At 71.3% G+C, this 19,047-nt stretch carries 11 protein-coding genes and 1 pseudogene; 7 read left to right on the top strand and 5 right to left on the bottom strand.

What is annotated here, in order from left to right; all coding sequences use genetic code 11:
* Positions 1-43: 43 nt before the first annotated feature.
* The gene (gene cynR / locus ACIGXW_RS30490; RefSeq protein WP_399576097.1) at positions 44-955 is read right to left on the bottom strand and encodes a transcriptional regulator CynR; all 912 of its coding nucleotides are present in this window, start codon (positions 953-955) and stop codon (positions 44-46) included.
* Positions 956-1,079: 124 nt separating this feature from the next.
* Between cynR and ACIGXW_RS30485 the strand changes: the two genes are divergently transcribed.
* From ACIGXW_RS30485 to ACIGXW_RS30475, 3 genes and pseudogenes are all read left to right on the top strand, one after another.
* Positions 1,080-1,685 carry a carbonic anhydrase gene (locus ACIGXW_RS30485; protein WP_071966998.1) on the top strand — a complete coding sequence of 202 codons (606 nt, stop codon included), beginning with the start codon at positions 1,080-1,082 and terminating at the stop codon, positions 1,683-1,685.
* 115 nt (positions 1,686-1,800) lie between these two features.
* Positions 1,801-2,271, top strand: a complete 471-nt coding sequence (cynS, locus tag ACIGXW_RS30480) for a cyanase (protein WP_399576095.1) — start codon at positions 1,801-1,803, stop codon at positions 2,269-2,271.
* A 27-nt stretch (positions 2,272-2,298) separates the two neighbouring features.
* Positions 2,299-2,793 (top strand): annotated as a pseudogene (locus tag ACIGXW_RS30475) (nucleoside deaminase); the annotation flags it as partial.
* Positions 2,794-2,811: 18 nt separating this feature from the next.
* Here the strand turns inward: ACIGXW_RS30475 and ACIGXW_RS30470 are convergent.
* Positions 2,812-3,471: an NAD(P)H-dependent oxidoreductase gene (locus ACIGXW_RS30470; protein ID WP_071966911.1), complete on the bottom strand. Its 660-nt coding sequence runs from the start codon at positions 3,469-3,471 to the stop codon at positions 2,812-2,814.
* A 253-nt stretch (positions 3,472-3,724) separates the two neighbouring features.
* On the opposite strand from ACIGXW_RS30470, the gene ACIGXW_RS30465 reads away from it, so the two are divergent.
* Complete coding sequence (locus tag ACIGXW_RS30465) at positions 3,725-11,344, top strand: LamG-like jellyroll fold domain-containing protein (RefSeq protein ID WP_399576093.1); 7,620 nt, start codon at positions 3,725-3,727, stop codon at positions 11,342-11,344.
* Here ACIGXW_RS30465 and ACIGXW_RS30460 read toward each other — a convergent pair.
* Together ACIGXW_RS30460 and ACIGXW_RS30455 are read right to left on the bottom strand one after the other, a co-directional pair.
* Positions 11,326-12,741, bottom strand: a complete 1,416-nt coding sequence (locus ACIGXW_RS30460) for a glycosyltransferase (RefSeq protein WP_399576092.1) — start codon at positions 12,739-12,741, stop codon at positions 11,326-11,328. The genes ACIGXW_RS30465 and ACIGXW_RS30460 overlap by 19 nt on opposite strands.
* Positions 12,738-13,031, bottom strand: coding sequence for a hypothetical protein (locus tag ACIGXW_RS30455; RefSeq protein WP_399576091.1), 294 nt, complete (start codon positions 13,029-13,031; stop codon positions 12,738-12,740). The genes ACIGXW_RS30460 and ACIGXW_RS30455 overlap by 4 nt, the downstream gene beginning before the upstream one ends.
* Positions 13,032-13,594: 563 nt before the next feature.
* Here ACIGXW_RS30455 and ACIGXW_RS30450 point away from each other — a divergent pair.
* Entirely contained in the window at positions 13,595-15,901 is a 2,307-nt protein-coding gene (locus ACIGXW_RS30450) for an SMP-30/gluconolactonase/LRE family protein (protein ID WP_399576090.1), read from the top strand.
* A 117-nt stretch (positions 15,902-16,018) separates the two neighbouring features.
* The gene (locus tag ACIGXW_RS30445; protein ID WP_399576088.1) at positions 16,019-17,089 is read left to right on the top strand and encodes an NHL repeat-containing protein; all 1,071 of its coding nucleotides are present in this window, start codon (positions 16,019-16,021) and stop codon (positions 17,087-17,089) included.
* A 3-nt stretch (positions 17,090-17,092) separates the two neighbouring features.
* Here ACIGXW_RS30445 and ACIGXW_RS30440 read toward each other — a convergent pair whose 3' ends face one another.
* On the bottom strand, positions 17,093-17,698 hold the full coding sequence (locus ACIGXW_RS30440) for a TetR/AcrR family transcriptional regulator (protein WP_399576087.1): 606 nt from the start codon (positions 17,696-17,698) through the stop codon (positions 17,093-17,095).
* A 275-nt stretch (positions 17,699-17,973) separates the two neighbouring features.
* Here ACIGXW_RS30440 and ACIGXW_RS30435 point away from each other — a divergent pair, with 275 nt between their 5' ends.
* Positions 17,974-19,017 carry an alpha/beta hydrolase gene (locus ACIGXW_RS30435; protein ID WP_399576404.1) on the top strand — a complete coding sequence of 348 codons (1,044 nt, stop codon included), beginning with the start codon at positions 17,974-17,976 and terminating at the stop codon, positions 19,015-19,017.
* Positions 19,018-19,047: the final 30 nt, after the last annotated feature.

Genomic DNA, 19,047 nt, shown 5'->3' with positions numbered 1-19,047 from the left:
CTGACCCGGGAGTCCACCCACCGCGGAACTTCGCCCCAGCCGCTCAGGCGGGGGCGAAGCCGCGGGTCAGGACGAATTCCCTGGTGAGGCGGGTGAAGGCGCGTGCGGCGGCGCTGAGGTAGGCGCTCTCGCGGCGCAGGAGAGTGACGGCGCGGGCGGGCAGGGCCGGCTCGAGGGGCACCGGGGTCAGGTGGGGGTGGTCGTGGGTGATGGCGTCGGGCAGGACGGTGGCCAGCGGGGTGCGCCGGACGATTTCGGTGAGGGCCTGGATCGAGTTGGCCTCGACCGCGATGCGCGGGCGCACCTGGTGGGCGGCGAAGTAGGCGTCGATGTGGCCGCGGGTGGCGAAGTCGCCGCTGAGCAGGGCGAGATGGCGGTCGGCGAGGTCGGTGACGGGCAGCGGCTCCGCGCGGTCGCGGCCGGCGGCGTCCTCGTGGGCGCCCGTGACGAGGCTGAGGGTCTCGGTGAAGAGGGCGGTCGCGGCGATGCCGGGCAGGTGGGGGCCGTGGAAGGCGATGCCGAGGTCGATTTCGTCGGCCAGCAGGCCGGATTCGATGCGGTCCTGGGTCATCTCCCTGATCTCCAGGGTGATGCCCGGGTGGTGGGCGTGGAGTTCGGCCGTGAGCGGGCCGACGAGGTAGGCGGTGAAGGTGGGGGTCAGGGCCAGCCGCAGATGGCCGCGCGAGAGGTCGGCCACGTCCAGCACGGCGCGTTCGGCCGCCGCCAGGTCGCGCAGCGCGCGGCGCGCGTAGTGCACGAACGTCTCGCCCGCGTCGGTGAGCCGTACGGTGCGGCCGGTGCGGTCGAGGAGCTGGGTGCCGACGGTGCGCTCGAGCTGTTTGATCTGCTGGGAGAGGGTGGGCTGGGAGATCCGCAGGTCCTCGGCGGCGCGGGTGAAGTTGGCGTGCTCGGCGACGGCGAGCAGATAGCGCAGATGACGGAGTTCCAGGGCCATACCCCCAACTATAGATGTCACCGATGACGGTCATGGATATTACGTCTTGGACGCTATAGGTGCAGGTCATGCATGGTGGATCTCGTCAGCCCCTCGGGGCCGGCAGCCACTGAAGGGAGTGACCATGCAAGACCTCACCGAGGGCGTCGCGCGTTTCCGGCGGGACGTCTACCCGGCCAAGGCGGAGCTCTTCGCCCACCTGGCCGCGACCCACCGGCCGACGACGCTGTTCATCAGCTGCTCGGACGCCCGTGTGGTGCCGGAACTGATCACCCAGAGCGAGCCGGGTGAGCTCTTCGTCATCCGCACCGCCGGCAACCTCGTCCCCGCCTACACCCCCGGGCCGGACGGGGTGGCGGCCAGCATCGAGTACGCCGTCGCCGTCCTGGAGGTGCGCGAGATCGTGGTGTGCGGGCACTCCGCCTGCGGCGCGATGACCGCCCTCGCCGAGGACCACGACCTGAGCGGCGCGCCCGCGATCGCCGACTGGCTGCGCCACGCGGACGCCTCCCGGGCCCGCGCCGTGGCCGCCGGGGCCGGGACGCGGACGGTCGACGCCCTGGTGCGCGAGAACGTGGCCGCCCAGCTGGCGAACCTGGCCACCCACCCCTCGGTGGCCAGTGCCCTGGCCGCGGGCACGGTCACCTTGCGCGGCTGGGTCTACGACATCCCCGGCGGCACCGTCGAGGAGCTCGCCGCACCCGGCCGCCCGGCCGCCCTCGCAGCCTGACCACCGGCACTACCTGATCCCCTGCCGCCGTCCGGCGCCCGGGATCACCACCCGAATCCCCACCCCGCCGCCCCTCCATAACGGAGGAACGGCGCATCCGAAAGGAATCCTTCTCATGGTGCACGCGCAGTTCGACCCCACCGCCCGTGAGGCCCTGGCCGCCACCGCCGTCGAGGCCAAGGTGCGCAAGGACCTGTCCTGGCAGCAGATCGCCGACGCCGCGGGCCTGTCGGTCGCCTTCGTCACAGCCGCCGTCCTCGGCCAGCACCCGCTGCCCGAGGCCTCGGCCAAGGCCGTCGCCGAGCTCCTGGGCCTGGACGACGACGCCGCGATGCTGCTGCAGACCATCCCGACGCGCGGTTCGATTCCCGGTGGCATCCCCACCGACCCGACCATCTACCGCTTCTACGAGATGCTCCAGGTCTACGGCACCACCCTCAAGGCCCTGGTCCACGAGCAGTTCGGCGACGGCATCATCAGCGCCATCAACTTCAAGCTGGACGTGAAGAAGGTCGCCGACCCCGAGGGCGGCGAGCGCGCGGTCATCACCCTGGACGGCAAGTACCTGCCGACCAAGCCCTTCTGACCTGCCGATCCACGCGAGAGGAACCCCATGGACTTCGTACAGCGCACCATCGACCTCGCCCGCCGCAACGTCGAGGAGGGCGGCCGGCCGTTCGCGACCGTCATCGTCAAGGACGGCGAGATCCTGGCCGAGAGCCCGAACAAGGTCGCCCAGACCAACGACCCGACCGCACACGCGGAAATCCTCGCCATCCGTGAGGCATGCGTGAAGCTGGGCACCGAGCATCTGACGGGCACCACCATCTACGTCCTGGCCCACCCCTGCCCGATGTGCCTGGGGTCCCTCTACTACTGCTCGCCGGACGAGGTCGTCTTCCTCACTACGCGCGACGCCTACGAGCCGCACTACGTCGACGACCGCAAGTACTTCGAGCTCGACACCTTCTACGACGAGTTCGCCAAGGACTACACCGAGCGGCGCCTGCCCATGCGCTACGAGGCCCGCGACGCCGCGGTCGAGGTCTACCGGGCCTGGCAGCGGCGCAACGGCGGCGAGCGCCGTGTGGCCGGCGCCCCCCCCGCCACGAGCGCGGCTGAGACGTCAGTCCTGTTGGCGCTGGGTCACCGGAGCGTCGGTGCAGTCGCCGAGGAACTCGTACCAGCGCCGCCGCAGGCATACGTAGCGGGTGTCCGCTTCGACCAGGCGGAGGAACGAGGCGACCGATTCCTCCAGGCGGGTGTGGAGTCCCGGGTCGGAGAGGTCGCCGGCGTCGGTGAAGCCCTCGTGGGCCCTGGCGAGGCTGAACATGTCGGGGTAGACCCGCGTGCCCAGGTGTTCGAGGGGGACCCGCAGGGCCCACAGTCCGCGGTTGCCGCCGACGAGGGAAGGCGACGCGGAGACCAGCAGGGCGTGCTTGTCCTTGAAGGGCTGGGGCTGGACGCGGGAGACCCAGTCGATGGCGTTCTTCAGCACGCCCGGCACGGAGGCGTTGTACTCGGGGGAGGAGATGACGAAGGCGTCGCACGCCGCGATCCGCTCGCTCAGCGCGAGCGCCCCCGCCGGGATGCCTTCGGCCGCCTCGACGTCGCCGTCGTAGACCGGCATGGCGAATTCCCTCATATGGGCCAGGTCCGCGGTGGCACCCGCGCCACGGACGAGCCGGGTGACGAGCCCGGCCAGGCGCGCGTTGAGGGAATCGCCGCGCATCGCCGCCCCGAAGACCAGCACCCGCACGGCACCGTCCTCACCGGCGACCGCCATGGCACCCACCTCCTCGGCCTCATCCTGACCGCCCCGCCCGGCCGCCGCCACCGCACGGAAGGCGCCGGCGGCGGGCCCGCCGTGGGTACTCGCCCCGCCGGCACCCTGTTTCCGGACGCCCTGGCCCGATCCGTTCCTTGACGGGGAATTCCCGCCGGTAAATCGTGTGATCGCCGCGCTTGCGAACGGGGGAGCGGCGCAGGTCAGCGGGGGTTTCCCGCGCTACCCACACGGCGTTCCCAAGGAGACGTTCTTGTCCGGCGAGCAGCACTTACTGAAGGTCTACAGCGACCGCCCCTACGTCCACACCACCACCGTGCGCCATCAGGGCACCACGGTGGCCCTGGCCATGGACGACCGGCGGCGCCTTGTCTACACCGTCCTGGACCTGGCGCGGCACGACGAGAGCAAGGGAGAACTCGACGCCGCCTACTGGTCGGAGAACCCCCTCCCGCTCTGTTTCCCCTCCGAGATCACCGACGTGGGCTTCGCGGCCGTCGGCGCCACCGCGCTGCCGGCCGTCAAGCGCGGCGGTAGGGTCGAGGCGGCGTCCGGCGAGCGGCTGGACGAGGACGAGGTGGACCCCTTCCTGTCCACGACGGCCCGGCTCACCGCCCTCGCCCCCTTCCACGCCCTGTCCGACGGCACCCACATCGTCGTGCTGCGCCAGTCCGTGGGCGCCGATCACCCCGACGCCGTCCACAAGCTGGCCGGCGGCGCCTCCTCCGGCGACCCGGACCGCGCCGACTACGTCAAGGACAGCGCCGGCGCGAAGGTCCCCCTCGTCGCGGACACCCTGCTGTGCGACCGCTTCCTGCTGGTGGGCTGCGAGCTGAAGCCGGTCCTCGAGGCCCGCTACCGCCGCAGCCGGCACAGGAGTCGCCCCGACTCGGCCAAGGACAGCCTGGGCACCACGGATATGGAAGGCCGTCCCTTCCACGAGCCGACCCAGGAACTGTCGTTCGTCCGGAACCTCTCCGGCGGCCGCTTCGCCGCACTGCTGGTCCCCACCGCCGTGCACGGCCGGCAGCGCTGGCAGGTCTTCGCGCACAACGACGCCACCGGCCGCATCGACTCCTTCAACGTCGAGCAAGGCCGCGACGGGCTGTTCAACCTCCAGGGCACCCAGGCATGGACCAGCCCCGACACCGCGTACCGCGACGCGGTGTACGAGAGCGGACCCGGCACCTGCCCGTTCACCGGGCAGCCGCTCGTGCCCGTGGTGAGCACCGAGGGGCACGCGGAGACCGCGCTGGCCTTCGGCGAGGGCGACGCCCACGTGCGCGTCCCGGAGGGGCCGGAGCTGGCGGGCCGCGACTTCACCGTCGAGTTCTGGGCGCGGCGCACGGCGCACGGCCGCCAGGAGTTCCTCGTCGGCCACGGAGACGAGTCGGGCAGCCCGCTCGAGTCCCTGCACATCGGCTTCCGCGAGGACGACCGCTTCACCTTCGCGTTCTATGCCGAGGACCTCAACGCCGAGGTGCGGACCGAGGACACCGCCTGGCACCACTGGGCCTGCGTCTACGAGCACGCGGCCCGTCGCCAGACCGTCTACCGCGACGGCGAGGAGGCCGGCAGCCGCATCACCGGCGGCGACTACGCCGGGACGGGCCACTTGCTGCTGGGCCGCGCGCTCGGCCAGGGCGCCCGCGCCGAGCTCGACGAGGTACGGATCTGGGACCGCGCCCGCACCTCCGAGGAGCTGAAGCGCGACAAGGGCGTCCGCCTCATCGGCAACGACCCCGGGCTCGTCGCGTACTACCGCTTCGACGAGGGTTCCGGCACCCGTCTGCACGACCAGACCGACCACGCCCGCCACGGCGAGCTCGTCGGCGGCCCGAAGTGGGTGACGTCCGAGGCGCCCATCGGCGACCACCCGGGCGTGCGCCGTGACAGCTTCGCCGTCGCCGGCCGGAAGACCGTCTCCGGCCTGTCCGCCGTCCTCTACCACCAGCAGGAGGCGACCACCACGGGCTACGACAAGGAGCCCAGGCCCGCCAAGCGGCAGGCCCGCGTTCTGCTGTCGTACGCCACGTCCGGGCCCGACCCGAGGACCGGTGCGGCGACCGAGGAGGCGTACCTGGCCACGGTCGACTTCGGCGTCGGGCGCGACGGGCGCCTCGCGCAGGTGCCGGACGAGCTGGCGCTGCCGGTGCTCGCCGCGCCGGAGGGCAGCGCGGACGTCGAGACGATCAGCGAGCTGGACGCCCGGATCCGCGAGCTGGTCCAGGACATCACGGCCAAGGAGACCGAGGTCGCCGATCTTGCCCGGCAGACCGCCGACGTACCGGAGCTGGAGCGCCTCCGCGAGGCCTTCTACGCCCGGTGGCAGGACATCGCCGGCTGGACGTGCCGGCTCCGCTTCAAGAACACCCGGGACGGCAAGCCGCAGTACCTGGCCGTGAAGGACGACGGTGCCGGGAGCGAACCACCGCTGATCAGGACCTCCGACAAGGAGGCGAAGTCGGCGCTGTGGGCCGTCCTGACTCCCCCGGGGGCGTCCTGGAGCGGCCCCACGCCCTACCACCTGCACAATCCGCACACCGGCAAGGACATGAACGTCGCCGGTGAGCGCCGGGACGACGACGCGCCCCTGATCGTATGGCCGCGGAACACCGGCGCCTGGAACACCCACTTCCACATAGACGAGCGGAGCGACGGCTACAGCACCGTCGTCAACCGGTACAGCGGGAAGGCGGTCTGCGCCCCCGACCGGCTCGGCGACCGCGTCGTCCAGTACGACACCGCTCCGGTCACCGAGTCCGGCGAGGGGCTGTTCGCCATCGAGCGGGTCGCCCTCCACGACTTCGGGCACTCCGACATCCGTGACGCGGGCAAGCGGGTGGAGTCGCTCGACGCCCAGCTCGCCGAGCTCCGCCCCCGGCGCGAGCTGCTCGAGCGGCGCCGCCGCGAGATCGAGGCCCATCAGGCCGAGCTGGCGGCCAAGCGCGACGAGCTGGGCCGCCTCACCGGTGGCCTCAAGGGCGCCGACGACATCGCGCTACCCGTACCCCAGCTCTCCCTCGACCGCACCGGCCTGAGCTCCTCCGGCGCCCTGCTGTCCTTCGCCCGCTCGGCCGACCGGCCGTATCTGCTCGACAGCGCCACCGGGAACGTCGTGCTGTACTTCCGCGGCACCAACGGGCAGTTCTTCGCCACCTACTACGACACCACGGTCGCGCGCTCCTCCCGCCGGCTGACGGCGGGTGACGGCCAGGCGGTCACCTTCACCGCCCGAGACTCCGGCACCGGCCTGGGATCGGTGACGATCCGGGTCACGGCGGGTGACGGCCCCGGCCTGTGCGACGTGACCATCGAGCGGGGCGAGGAACGCGAGAGCTGGCAGCGGCTCCCGCGCCGGGCCGCCGACTTCGCCGCGATCGTCAACGGCACGCCGGAGGAGCCCGTCACGGTCGGCGCGGTGAAGACGTTCGACGCGACCACGAGACTCCTGTCCGGCGGCCGGGCGGGCGACGTCGCCGGCGGTGTCCTCCGGCTCGCCGAACCCCTCTCCGTCACTCTGCCCGCCCGTACGCCCGTCACAGTCGGCGGCCACCTCTACCTCACGGAAGCCGATCACGCGCCGGGGGCCACCACGCTCCGGCTGGACGCCGGCGAGGGCGGCCCCGAGCCGCAGCCGGGCGAGCCCGTCCAGCGGCTGCGCCACGACCACCGCCGCGCCTCCACCAACCGCCCCGGCGTGCCGCTCTCCGCGGGCTCCCGGCTCGTGCTGGCCGACCCGGGCACGGCGCGGGAGGTCCCGCTCGGCGAGGTGTCGGACCTCGTCGCCGGGCACGGCTGCCGCTGGCGCGCGGACAAGCCGGGCCGGGCGTACTCCTTTGACGGGCAGCAGAACGTCCTCGTCCTGCCGCAGGAGCAGCCGGACCGGGTGGCGGTGACCCGCGACCTGACCCTGGAGGCGTGGATCAACCCCGAGCGGGTGTCCGGAGCGGCCAGGATCGTCCACGCCGGCACCGGCGACGTTCCGTACACGCTGGGGCTGCTCGCCCCGGCCGCCTCCGTCGTGCCCGCCCTGGCCTTCGACGGCAAGAGCGGCGTGGCCATGACCGAGAGCGGCTTCAGCCTCGCAGGCCAGTCCTTCACGGTGGAGTTCTGGGCGCGGCGCACGACGAAGTGGAACGCCAAGGCGCAGTACGTCATCGGCCACGGGACGTCGCACGGCAGCACGAGGAACGCCCTGCACATCGGTCTGACCGAGACCAGTGCCTTCAGGTTCGGGTTCTACGGTGACGACGTCACCACCAGCTACGGCAACGACGACACCGACTGGCACCACTGGGCCTGTGCCTTCGACGCGGCCACCCGGGAACAGGTGATCTACAAGGACGGCGTCGAGGAGGCCAGGCGCGTCGCGGCGGGCACCTACCAGGGAGACGGCCTCTTCAGCTTCGGCAGCTCCTTCGCCGGCTGGGTGGCCGACTACGCCGCGGTCGAAATGGACGAGGTCAGGCTCTGGGGCACCGCCCGCACCCTCGCGGAGGTCCGGGAGCTGAGGAACCGGCGGCTGTCCGGCAAGGAGCCGGGACTGATGGGCTACTGGCCCTGCGGCGACCCGCTCGCCCAGGTCGGCGGCAAGCCGGGCGTCCTGGACCGCTCCGGGCAGAACCGGCATGTCTACCTGCGCGGCGGCGTCACCACCACGACCGCGCCCCCCGCGCTCGAACGGGTCGCGGACACGACGTACCGCATCGTCGCCGGAGCCGGTGACCGGCTGGTGGCCACCCGCGCCGCCTTCCCCCCGCGCGAATGGACCCACCTGGCCGCCGCCTACGAGCAGTCGTGGGCGGTCGAGCTCGCCGACGGCGCGTACGCGGAGGCGCCCGACAACGACGCGCTCGACATCACCGACGACCTCACCGTCGAGGTCTTCTGCCGCACCGACGCCCTCGGTGCGACACAGGGCCTGCTCTCCAAGGGCCGTACCGCCGACGGCTCCGGCGGCAGCGTCCCGTACCGGCTGCTCGTCCTGCCCGACGGCAAGCTGGAGTTCGGCTTCGAGGAGCCGGACGGGAAGCTCGTACGGTTCGCCTCCGCCGAAACCCTCGGCGCGGGAACGTTCCACCGCCTCGCCGTCGTCCGCAAGAGCGGCCGCTCGATGCAGGAGCGCAAGGGCAGCAAGGAGATCACCGCGGCCGGTGCCGACGGCAAGCCCGTCAAGCAGACCGTGGAACTCGTGGAGTCCGTCGACGTCCAGGAGTGGCAGGAGATCCGCTTCTTCATCGACGGCCGCGAAGCCGGCACCACCCGCTACGAGGGGCCCGGCGCCAAGGGCAACACCGGCACGCTGGACATCGGCCGCGCCCGGGACGGCCTGGAGACGCGCTCCTTCACCGGCGTCGTCTCCGAGGTCCGGCTGTGGAGCGTGGCCCGCGACGCGGCCCAGCTCGGCACGCTCGTCTCCGCGCGCGACCGCGGCCTGACCGCGCACTGGCGCTTCGAGGAGAACGCCGGCAACACCGCCGCCGACGCCACCGGATCGCACCCCGCCCGGCTGCGCGGTGCCCGCTGGACCCGTAACCCCGACCCGCGCGGCAGCCTCTTCCGTATCTACCGCAACGGCGTCTCCGTGGCCTGCGACCCGCTGGAGAGCGACGACTTCGCCGACTACGGCGACGCCCGGCTCTCCCTCGGCGCCCGCCTCGAGGACGGCAAGGCCGACCAGCCCTTCCACGGCGTCCTGGAGGAGGTACGGATCTGGCGCACCGCCCGCACCCAGGAGCAGGTGCTCGACAACCTCTTCACCCGGCTCAAGGGCGAGAAGGAGGACCTGATCGCCTACTGGTCCTTCAACCGGGCCTCCACCGACGAGTCGGCGAACGTCGTCCGGGACGAGGGCCTGCGCGGCAACGACCTGACGCTGCACGACGCGCCCCGCCGCCCCTCCCCCGTACTGTCCACGGCGCCCGTCTCCAGCGACACCGCGCAGGTCCGCTCGGCGCTCGCCGCGATGCGCACCCCGTTCCACGAGACGGTCTCGGGCGCACCGGCCGTCGCCGAGTACGCGGACATGCAGTACACGGCCAAGGGCGAGGCGTTCGGCGTCCTGAAGCGGGCGTACGGCTATCTGCGGGACGGCCGCTGGTACCTGGTCACCGGCTACAAGGTCGGCGACCTGGTGAGCGAGTGGGTCAGCCAGGTGCAGTTCGACCCGCAGCTGGTCGGCTACGTCGAGGGCGCGCCGCCGGTGCCGTCGGAGAACCTCACGCCCAACACGATCGACCCCGACCGCGCGACGTACGACAGCATCGCGTCGGTGGAGCTCACGCAGGCGGAGGAGGTCGTCCACTCGCTGTCGTCGGCCAAGGAGCGCAGCGTCGACGCGGCGTTCGACTTCGCCCTCTCCAACGAGGTCGACGTCGACATGTGGATGATCGCCGCACCGCTGGGCTTCGGCGTCGCCAAGTCGATGGCGAAGGCCAAGGTGTCGGTGGGCGTGCGCGGCAGTCTGGAGTTCTCCAACAGCTGGGCCGACGAGACGGCCGTCTCGCAGGGCGAGAACACCGCCCGGGCCATGAAGGTCGACCTGTCGGGCAGCTGGGAGGACCCGCTCAAGCCGCTCAACCCCTCCCTCGGCCGCCGCTACGTCCCCGTCAACACGGGCTTCGCGGTGGTCCAGTCCCAGACCGCCGACGTCTTCGCGCTGCGGCTGGCGCACAGCGGGGCCCTGGTCGCCTACCGCATCCAGCCCAACCCGGACATCCCCAAGGACTGGAACGTCGTCCCCTTCCCGCTCAACCCCCGCTACACCAAGCAGGGCACCCTGGACGGCACGGTCGGCTACGACGAGCGCGGCAGAGTCCTCGACCCCGACTACGCGGGCGCCCGCGAGCGCGGCGAGTACAGCTACTACAAGCCGCGCGAGGCGTACGCGATCAAGCGGCGCATCCAGCGTGACCAGCAGCGGCTGCGCAGCTACTACGAGACGGTCTCCACCGACACCGGCACGCCCGATCCCACGGCCGAACGGGCCGGCCGCGTCCTCGGCGGCGCGATCGGCGGGGACACCGCGCCCGGCAAGGGCCGCGACACGGCGGGCAACGCGACCGGCGATGGCTTCTCCCGCCGTGACCTGGTCAACACCTATGTGTGGACGGCGGACGGCGGGTTCTTCGCCGAGACGACGGAGACGACCGACGTCGTCAGCGAGACCACCTCGGGTTCGTACTCCATGTCCGGGTCGGTGGGCGCCTCGGTCGGCACGTCCTTCGACGTCATGGGCGTGGGTATCAACGCCCAGCTGGACGCCTCGGTCGGCGGCGGCATGACCGTCACGCGGGCGCGCGGCAAGGAGGCCACCCGCTCGTTCGGGCTGAACGTCGTCTGCTCACCGTCCGGCAACGTCCAGCAGTACGACGCCAATCGCAAGCCGGTCTTCGACGCCGACGGCAAGCCCGTCAACGCGCCGGGCAAGGTGGACGCGTACCGGTTCCTCAGCTTCTACCTGGGCGAGGACACCGAGCACTTCGACACCTTCTTCCACAAGGTCGTCGACCCGGCCTGGCTGGAGGGCGGCACCGACCCGAACGCCGCCGCCCTGCGCCAGGCCCGCCAGTCGGACCGCAAGCCGCCGTGCTGGCGCGTGATGCACCGCGTCACCTTCGTCAGCCGGCTCCTGCCGCCCGTGGCGGCCGCCGACGCCGCGCCCCTGGAGCGGGCGATGCGGCAGCTCGACGTGGAGAGCAACTACGAGCTCGTCCGCCGCCTCGACCCGTACGTCAAGGGCGCGGCCACGTCACTGCCCGAGCTTTCGGAGGCGGTGCGCACCACCCTGGCGACGCACCTGCCGGAGCTGAGCCCGCACGCGGACCACGTGATCGGCTTCCTCGCGCAGTACTACGGCGTGGAGGGCTGACAGCGCGGTTGCCCGGGCCGGGGAGCCTCCCCGGCCCGGGCGCCTTCCTCGGCCTCCCGGGTGGTCTTGGTCCAGCCGGTCTGCCCGCGCACCATGCGGAAGAGAGCGCTCCAGGCGCAGAGGAACGACATGTAGTTCATGACGACGAAGGAGTGGCCGAGCAACAGGGCCCGCAGGACGCCCACGGCCCGGTCCCGGCGCAGATAGGCGCAGGAGGTGACGAGCGCGGGTGCGAAGGTGAGCAGGTACCAGGCGGCGAGGTTCGCCGGCCACTTCAGGCGGCCGGCGTTGATCGCGGCGGCGCGCGGGCCGTGCAGGACCTGGACGTTGGGGCTGCGGACGAACCAGATCAGGCAGTACTGGAAGAGGATCGACCAGGGCAGGTCCAGTACCCAGGGCACCAGCAGGTAGGAGAACATCTCCAGGGCGGCCAGGTGCCGCATCCGGGGCGCGCGCCATATCTCGCCCATCCGCCGGATCGCCGTCATGTGGCCCTGGTACCAGCGGGTCCGCTGCCGGACGAGGCGCCGCAGGTCGCTCACCCCCTGCTGGTCCACGGAGGCGTGGGCGGTGGTGCGCAGCCGCCAGCCGCGCACGGCGAGGCTGATGGCCAGGTCCAGGTCCTCCGTCAGCGACCGCGACCAGGGGCGTGCGCCCAGTCCGTCGAGCGCGGTGAGCCGGGTGAACTGCCCGTTGCCGCCGAGGCTGACGGTCGAGGTGAGGTTGCGGCCGAACTGGGTGACAGCGGCCATGGCCCAGAACTGGTAGTCCTGGAACCAGGTGAGGAAGTTTCCGCGGCGGTTGCGGATGCGGACGCCGAGCTGCACTCCGCCGACGCGGGGGTCGTCGAAGAGCGGCAGGACGTGGCTCAGCGCCCGGTCGGAGAGCCGGCCGTCCGCGTCCATCACGCACACGATCGTCTCGGCGGGGTCCTGGCCGCGCGCCGCGACGCTGGTCCGGATGAGGCCGATGCCGTGGTTGAGGGCCTCGCCCTTGCCCTGCCGGGCGTTCGGCGGCTCGCGGCGCAGCACGACGACCTCGCCCGGCCGTCCCGCCTCCCGTGCCTCCTCGCCGGCGCGTTCGGCCTCCCGCCCGGTGGCGTCGTCGGAGCCGTCGTCGATGACCACGACCGTGGTGCGCGGTCCGAGCAGCCCGGCGACCGTCGTGCCGATCACGGACTCCTCGTTGAGGCAGGGGATGAGGGCGTACAGATGCCGGCGGTCGCGGCGGCCGAGGTGCGGGCTGCCGTACGCGGTGTCGCCCTGGACGCGTAACGCCGCCTTCTGACGGCGCAGTTCGATGAGCCCCGCGCCCATGGCGAGGGCGAGATAACCGGCGGACATGCCGATGACGGCGTAGCCGATCGTGTCGACGGCCTTCAGCAGTACGCGCCTCACCGGTGGACCTCCCTCGGCCGATGCCGCCATGAGGGCGGCCCCACTGGAACGACGGGGTCCGGATACCGGGGGCCGGGCACCGCCGGAACACCGCTCCCCCACCCCGGGTCCGGTGCCGCCCACGGCCTTCCGGTCAGGCGGCGCTGCAGCTCCCGCCCCAGGGCGAAGCCCACGGGCAGCGCCGCCGCCCCGACCACCGCCAGCAGGGCGCCGCGGCCGGGCGCCGCGCCTCCTCCCCCACGGGCCGCAGCCATGCCGCCGAGCAGCGGCCAGGTGAATCCCGTGTACATAGGGAGCAGATACCTCCGGGCAGGAATGAGGGAATCCGGTATGTGAGGGGGGAAAGGCCCGACCACTCTTGCTCAGGAAACGGGCGGTGACCAGACCCCGTGGCGGCCGGAAAGGGGCGCCGGGAGGTGGTTTCGCGCCGAACGCGGATGTACCGGGTTTCCGTGATCTGTAGATATACCAAGGGAATGAGCACGGGCGAATATAAGTTCTACAGCGATCCGGCCAATCATTCCGGATCGGGCCCATTGCACGTAGCGCACGCCGGACGTAACTTCGTCGGCGGACCCGACCCCACGCCCCGAGCGGCAAGTAGCTCATTCAACTTCCACGCCTTTACGCGATCTTCCACGCTGCGCATGCGATCAGCGATCGATTCTGCGCGCCACCAATTGATTTCGGGCTGCCGACAGGACAGCGGTCCGCGCGTGAATCACGGAATTCAGGAAGAGGCCGCAGATTTCGACGGAGATCGCAGCGGCGGGGAAAAGGAGTTCACACGCACGGGTGTGCTGCCGGGGGCGCCGAATCCATGCACCTCCTCCGATCAGACAGGAGTACACGCATGACCACCTCGATCAACACCGGAGCCGGCCCGCAGCCCGCGGGCCTGGCCGAAGGCGCCATCGCCACGGTGGCGGGCAACGGCGCGGCCGGGTTCATCTCCGACGGCGGGCCGGGCGCGCTGACACGGATCCATTACCCCTACGGCGTGGCCGTGGACAAGAACGGCAACCTCTACATCGCCGACCGGCACAACCACCGCATCCGCAAGGTCACCCCGAACGGCATCATCACCACCGTCGCGGGTGACGGCCAGGCCGGATACGTCTCCGACGGCGGACCCGCGGTCGCCACCCGGCTTCATTACCCCGGGGACGTGGCGGTGGACGACGCGGGCAACCTCTACATCGCGGACACCAACAACCACCGGGTCCGCAAGGTGACGCCGAGCGGCATCATCACCACCATCGCCGGCGACGGCCAGGCCGGATACATCTCCGACGGCGGACCCGCCATCGCCACCCGGCTCAACACCCCCTGGGGACTGGCCGTGGACCGCAGCGGAAACGTGTATATCTCGGACCACGGCAACCACCGCGTCCGCAAGGTCACCACGAACGGGAACATCACCACCGTGGCGGGCAACGGCACCGCCGGATACGTCTCCGACGGCGGACCCGCCATCGCGACGCGGCTCCAGTACCCGCTGGGGTTGGCGGTGGACGCCGAGGGCAACCTGTACATCGCCGACCGGCACAACCACCGCATCCGCAAGGTCACCCCCAACGGCCTCATCACCACCGTGGCGGGCAACGGCACCGCCGGATACGTCTCCGACGGCGGCCCCGCCCTCGGTACCCAGCTCCACTACCCCTGGGGAGTGGCGTTGGACGAGGCCGGAAGCCTGTACATCGGCGACGGCCACAACCACCGGGTACGCAAGGTCACCGCGGACGGCATCATCACCACCATCGCGGGCAACGGCACCGCCGGATACGTGGACGACGGCGGCCCCGCCGCGGGCACCCGAGTGTTCTACCCCTCCGGGGTGGCGCTGGACCGGGCCGGCAACCTCTACATCGCCGATGCGAACAACCACCGGATCCGCGGCGTCACGGGCGTGGCCCAGATGACCCCGCCGCTCCCGCCGGCCGCCGACCTGTACGGAGAGGTCGTCAGCCCGTACCGGGCCCAGCGCGGCCAGGAGTTCGACCTCGGCGCACGGATCAGGAGCCGCGGCCCGAACCCGGCCGACGGCCAGCACGTGACCGTGGTGCTCACGCTGCCCGAGGGTCTGGTCGGCGGCCCCGGCACGACGGGAAGGCGGCTCACCCGCACGTTCACCGGGCAGCAACTCATCCCGTATCAGGGCAGCTTGGACGGCGTCTTCCGGGTGATCGCCCCGGACACCACACCCGCGGGCACGTACGAGTGCACGCTGGAGATCCAGTACGGCGGGGACCTGAACCTGAAGGACAACACGTACGCCCTGCCCGTCACGATCGTCGTGCCCGCCCCCGTCGCGGACGAGACGGCACTGACGATCTATCAGGACACCGTTCCCGACGTCGCCCCGGGCCAGCGGAGCACTCTCGTCATGCGCTACCTCTCACCCGCCGGGCAGCCGGTCAACCCCGGCACCATCGTCCAGCGCTACACCGCCCCGACGGCCTTCATCTTCGCCGGACAGCCCACATACGCGTACTACGAGGCCCTCGACGGCATCGTCACCGGAAATCTCGACTACCGGATCGAGGACGAGGGCCGGACCCTGGTCATCACCGCCAACCCGCACGTCAACACCACCACCAGCGACAGCGGCTCGGTGATCTACACGATCCCCGTCCAGGCCCGCATCAACGCGCTGCCCGGGCAGTACGACAACGGCTCGGCCAGCGTCGGCCGGCACAATCCCGTCCAGATCTCCGGCAAGATCACCAGCACGTCCCAGGACGAGACCGCGCTGCGCGTGGTGCAGGCGTCGGTACCGGCGGCGGCACCGGGCCAGACCGTCAAGTTCAACCTGGAGATCCGCTCGGTCAACAACCAGCCGGTCAACCCCGGGATCATCGAACAGCGCATCACGGCCCCCACCGGCTTCGAGTTCACGGGCGCCGCCTCCTACGGGTACTACAACACCAGGCCGTATGTCACGGGGAACCTCGACACGCGGCTCGAGGACAACGGCAGGACGCTCGTCATCAGCTCCAACCCGCACCTGAACACCGGCACCGCGGACAAGACCTCCCTGATCCACACGATCGTGATCAAGGCCCGGCCGGACGCGACACCGGGCACCCAGTCCACCGACGGCCGGGCCGTCATCGGCCGCCTCGCACCCGTGCCACTGACCGGCCGCATCCTGTGACCGGTGTGAGCAGCGGGCACGAAGGTTCGTAGGACAGAACACAGGGTCCCGTCCGGCCTCCCCGGCCGGGCGGGACCCGTGCCGATCCAGCGAAAGGCGCTTATCAACGTGACAGCAGTGAAGAACGGAATCGCGGAGCCGGCGGCACCGGCGTCGTCCGGGAGCACCATCACCACCGTGGCCGGCATCGGCACCGCCGGGTTCGGCGGCGACGGCGGCCCCGCCACCGCGGCCGGTCTTCGTGCCCCCTACGGTGTGGCCCTCGACGGCGCCGGTTCCCTCTACATCGCCGACTACCAGAACCACCGCGTGCGCAAGGTGGGCCCGGACGGGACCATCACCACCGTGGCCGGCGACGGGACCGCCGCGTTCGGCGGCGACGGCGGGCCCGCCATCGCGGCCGGTCTCAGGGATCCCGCCGGCGTGGCACTGGACGACCGGGGCAACCTCTACATCGCGGACCGCTCCAACCAGCGGGTGCGCAAGGTCGGCACGGACGGGATCATCACCACGGTGGCCGGCGACGGGACCGCCGCGTTCGGCGGCGACGGCGGGCCTGCCGTCGCCGCCTCGCTGAACTTCCCCCACGCCCTGGTGGTCGACGGTGTCGGCAATCTCTACATCGCCGACGACTACAACCACCGGGTGCGCAAGGTGGGCACGGACGGCGTCATCACCACCGTGGCCGGCGACGGTGCCGACGGCTTCGGCGGCGACGGCGGCCCCGCCACCGCGGCCTCGCTGCATTTTCCGCACGCCCTGGCGATCGACAGTGCCGGCAACCTCTACATCGCGGACCGGTACAACTACCGGGTGCGGAGGGTGGCCCCGGACGGGATCATCACCACCGTGGCCGGTACCGGTGACATCGGCTTCGGCGGTGACGGCGGACCCGCCATCGGGGCGGTCCTCGACCTTCCGCAGTGTCTGGCGGTGGACGGCGACGACAACCTCTACATCACCGATTACGGCAACGAGCGGGTGCGGCGGGTCGATGCCGACGGGATCATCACCACGGTCGCCGGCGACGGGAGCAAGGGATACGGCGGCGACGGCGGCCCCGCCCTTCTGGCCCGCCTCGACCAGCCCCTCGGCATCGCGGTCGACGGCGACGGCGGACTGTACATCGGCGACTTCGGCAACCACCGGGTCCGCAAGGTGAGCGGCGGAATACCGCGACGTGCGTGACCCCTACCCGGCCGGGTCGGGCTGCAGCGAGCGCCAGATCCGGTCGGGGAGGATGCGTTCGGCCTGTTTCAGGTCGATGTCATAGGTGCTGGACAGCCAGCGGCGTGCGGCCTCCTCGATCGGTCCCATGACGAGCACTTCGAGCACGGGAGCGGGAAGGTCCGCCACCTCGCCGGCGGCGATGCGCGGGGCCAGCCACTGGGCGATGGCCGCGAATTTGGCCGCCTTGACGGCGCGGATCTCTTCGGCGTGCGCGGCGAGATAGCCGGAGTAGGCGGAGGCGTGGAGGAACAGGGCCATGTCCCGGCGCTCCACCGTGAAGCGCAAATAGGCCTTGACGAGCGCACGGACGCCGGTACGGGCGGTGCGCGTGCGGCCCACCGACGCGAACACCTCGTCGCACAGTTGCTCCATGCAGCGGATGTAGAGGCCGGCGGCGAGACCGTCGAAGCTGCCGAAGTGGTGGTAGAGGCTGCCGAGGCTCACTCCGCTGGCCGTGGTGACCGCGCTGACGGTGAAGCCCTGCTGGCCGGATTGCCCGTACACCTGCAGCGCGGCGGTCAGGAGCTGGTCGACGGTCGCCTCGCCGCGTTGCTGCTTAGGAGACATCGTGCGTCCCCCTCATGATTCCGTTCGGCATGCCGATCAGCCTAGAACAGAAGCGGTGATCCATCCGCTCGGGCGGCAACAGAAATCGAGCAAGCTTATAGAAAATTGTTCTAGAGCTGGCTATGGTGCTCGGCATGACGGACCACCGTGCCACCCACGCGTTACCCGCGACGCCCGCACCCGAACACCGGGAGCGGGCAGTGAACGCCGGACGGAGACCCGCCCGGCTCCTGCGCGCGAAGGCGGCGGTCCTCGCCGTCGCGGCCGCCCTCCTCATGCTGGGCGCGCCGTCCGCGCGAGCCGCTGATCCGGTCCCGCCGCCGATGAACGACGGCTTCGGACTCACCCAGGTCGGCGCCGCCTCCGGCACCGCCACCAACTTCGTGATCACCGTGAAGACGGACCAGGTCTCCGGACCGCACCGCATCCGGATCCTGCTGCCCAAGGACTACGCGACCCAGCCCGCCAAGCGCTATCCGGTCTTCTACTTCCTGCACGGCGCCTCCGACGACCCGGGCAATCCGAACGTGGCCTACCCCGCCCTCACCGCGGCCCAGTCGATGATCACGGTCATCCCGGACGGGGGCCGCAGAGGCTGGTACACCAACTGGCTCGACCAGAAGACCGCCGCCGGTGCGCAGAACTGGGAGACCTTCCACATCAACCAGGTGCTCCCGTTCATCGACGCCAACCTGCGCACCCTCGCCTCCAAGCAGGCACGGGCCGTCGGCGGCCTCTCGATGGGAGGCTTCGGGGCCCTGCACTACGCCCAGCGGCATCCCGATCTGTTCAGCCAGGTCGCCTCGCTCTCCGGCGCCAACGAGCTCTCGACGAACCACGCCGTCATGCGCGCCGCCGTCGTGGCCACGCTGACCAATGTCGGCGCCGCGCTCTGCGGCGCGTCCGCCCCCACCTGCAACCTCAACTACGGTCCCCCGGTGTCCAGCGACGCGATCTTCGGCACGCCCTATCCGATCCTGTGGGCCGACTGGCGCTGGAACGAGGCGGACCCGGTCGCGCACATGGACGCGCTGGCCGGCATGGGCGTCTCGATCTACACGGGCACCGGCGCCGGCAACCCGGTCGAACCGGAGTTCTGGGTCGAGTCGGCGTCCAGGCACGCCAAGGAGCGCCTCGACGCCCTCAAGTACCCCTACCACTACGTGAACTACGGCGACGGCGCAGGCTGGGGCAGCGACTGCAAGGGCGGCCACACCTACGGCTGCTGGGCGCAGGACCTGGTGGACTTCGTTCCGCGCCTGGAGGCGGCGTTCGCCTCCCAGCAGAGCTCGCCTCCCGCCAAAACTTCACATCACTGAGCAACGGCCGCCTGCCCGGCCTTCACGTCC

The sequence above is a fragment of the Streptomyces sp. NPDC053079 genome (genome assembly GCF_044546695.1).
GTDB lineage: Bacteria > Actinomycetota > Actinomycetes > Streptomycetales > Streptomycetaceae > Streptomyces.
The sequence above is the reverse complement of the archived record's forward strand: the minus strand, read 5'-3'. Positions and strand labels throughout refer to the sequence as shown.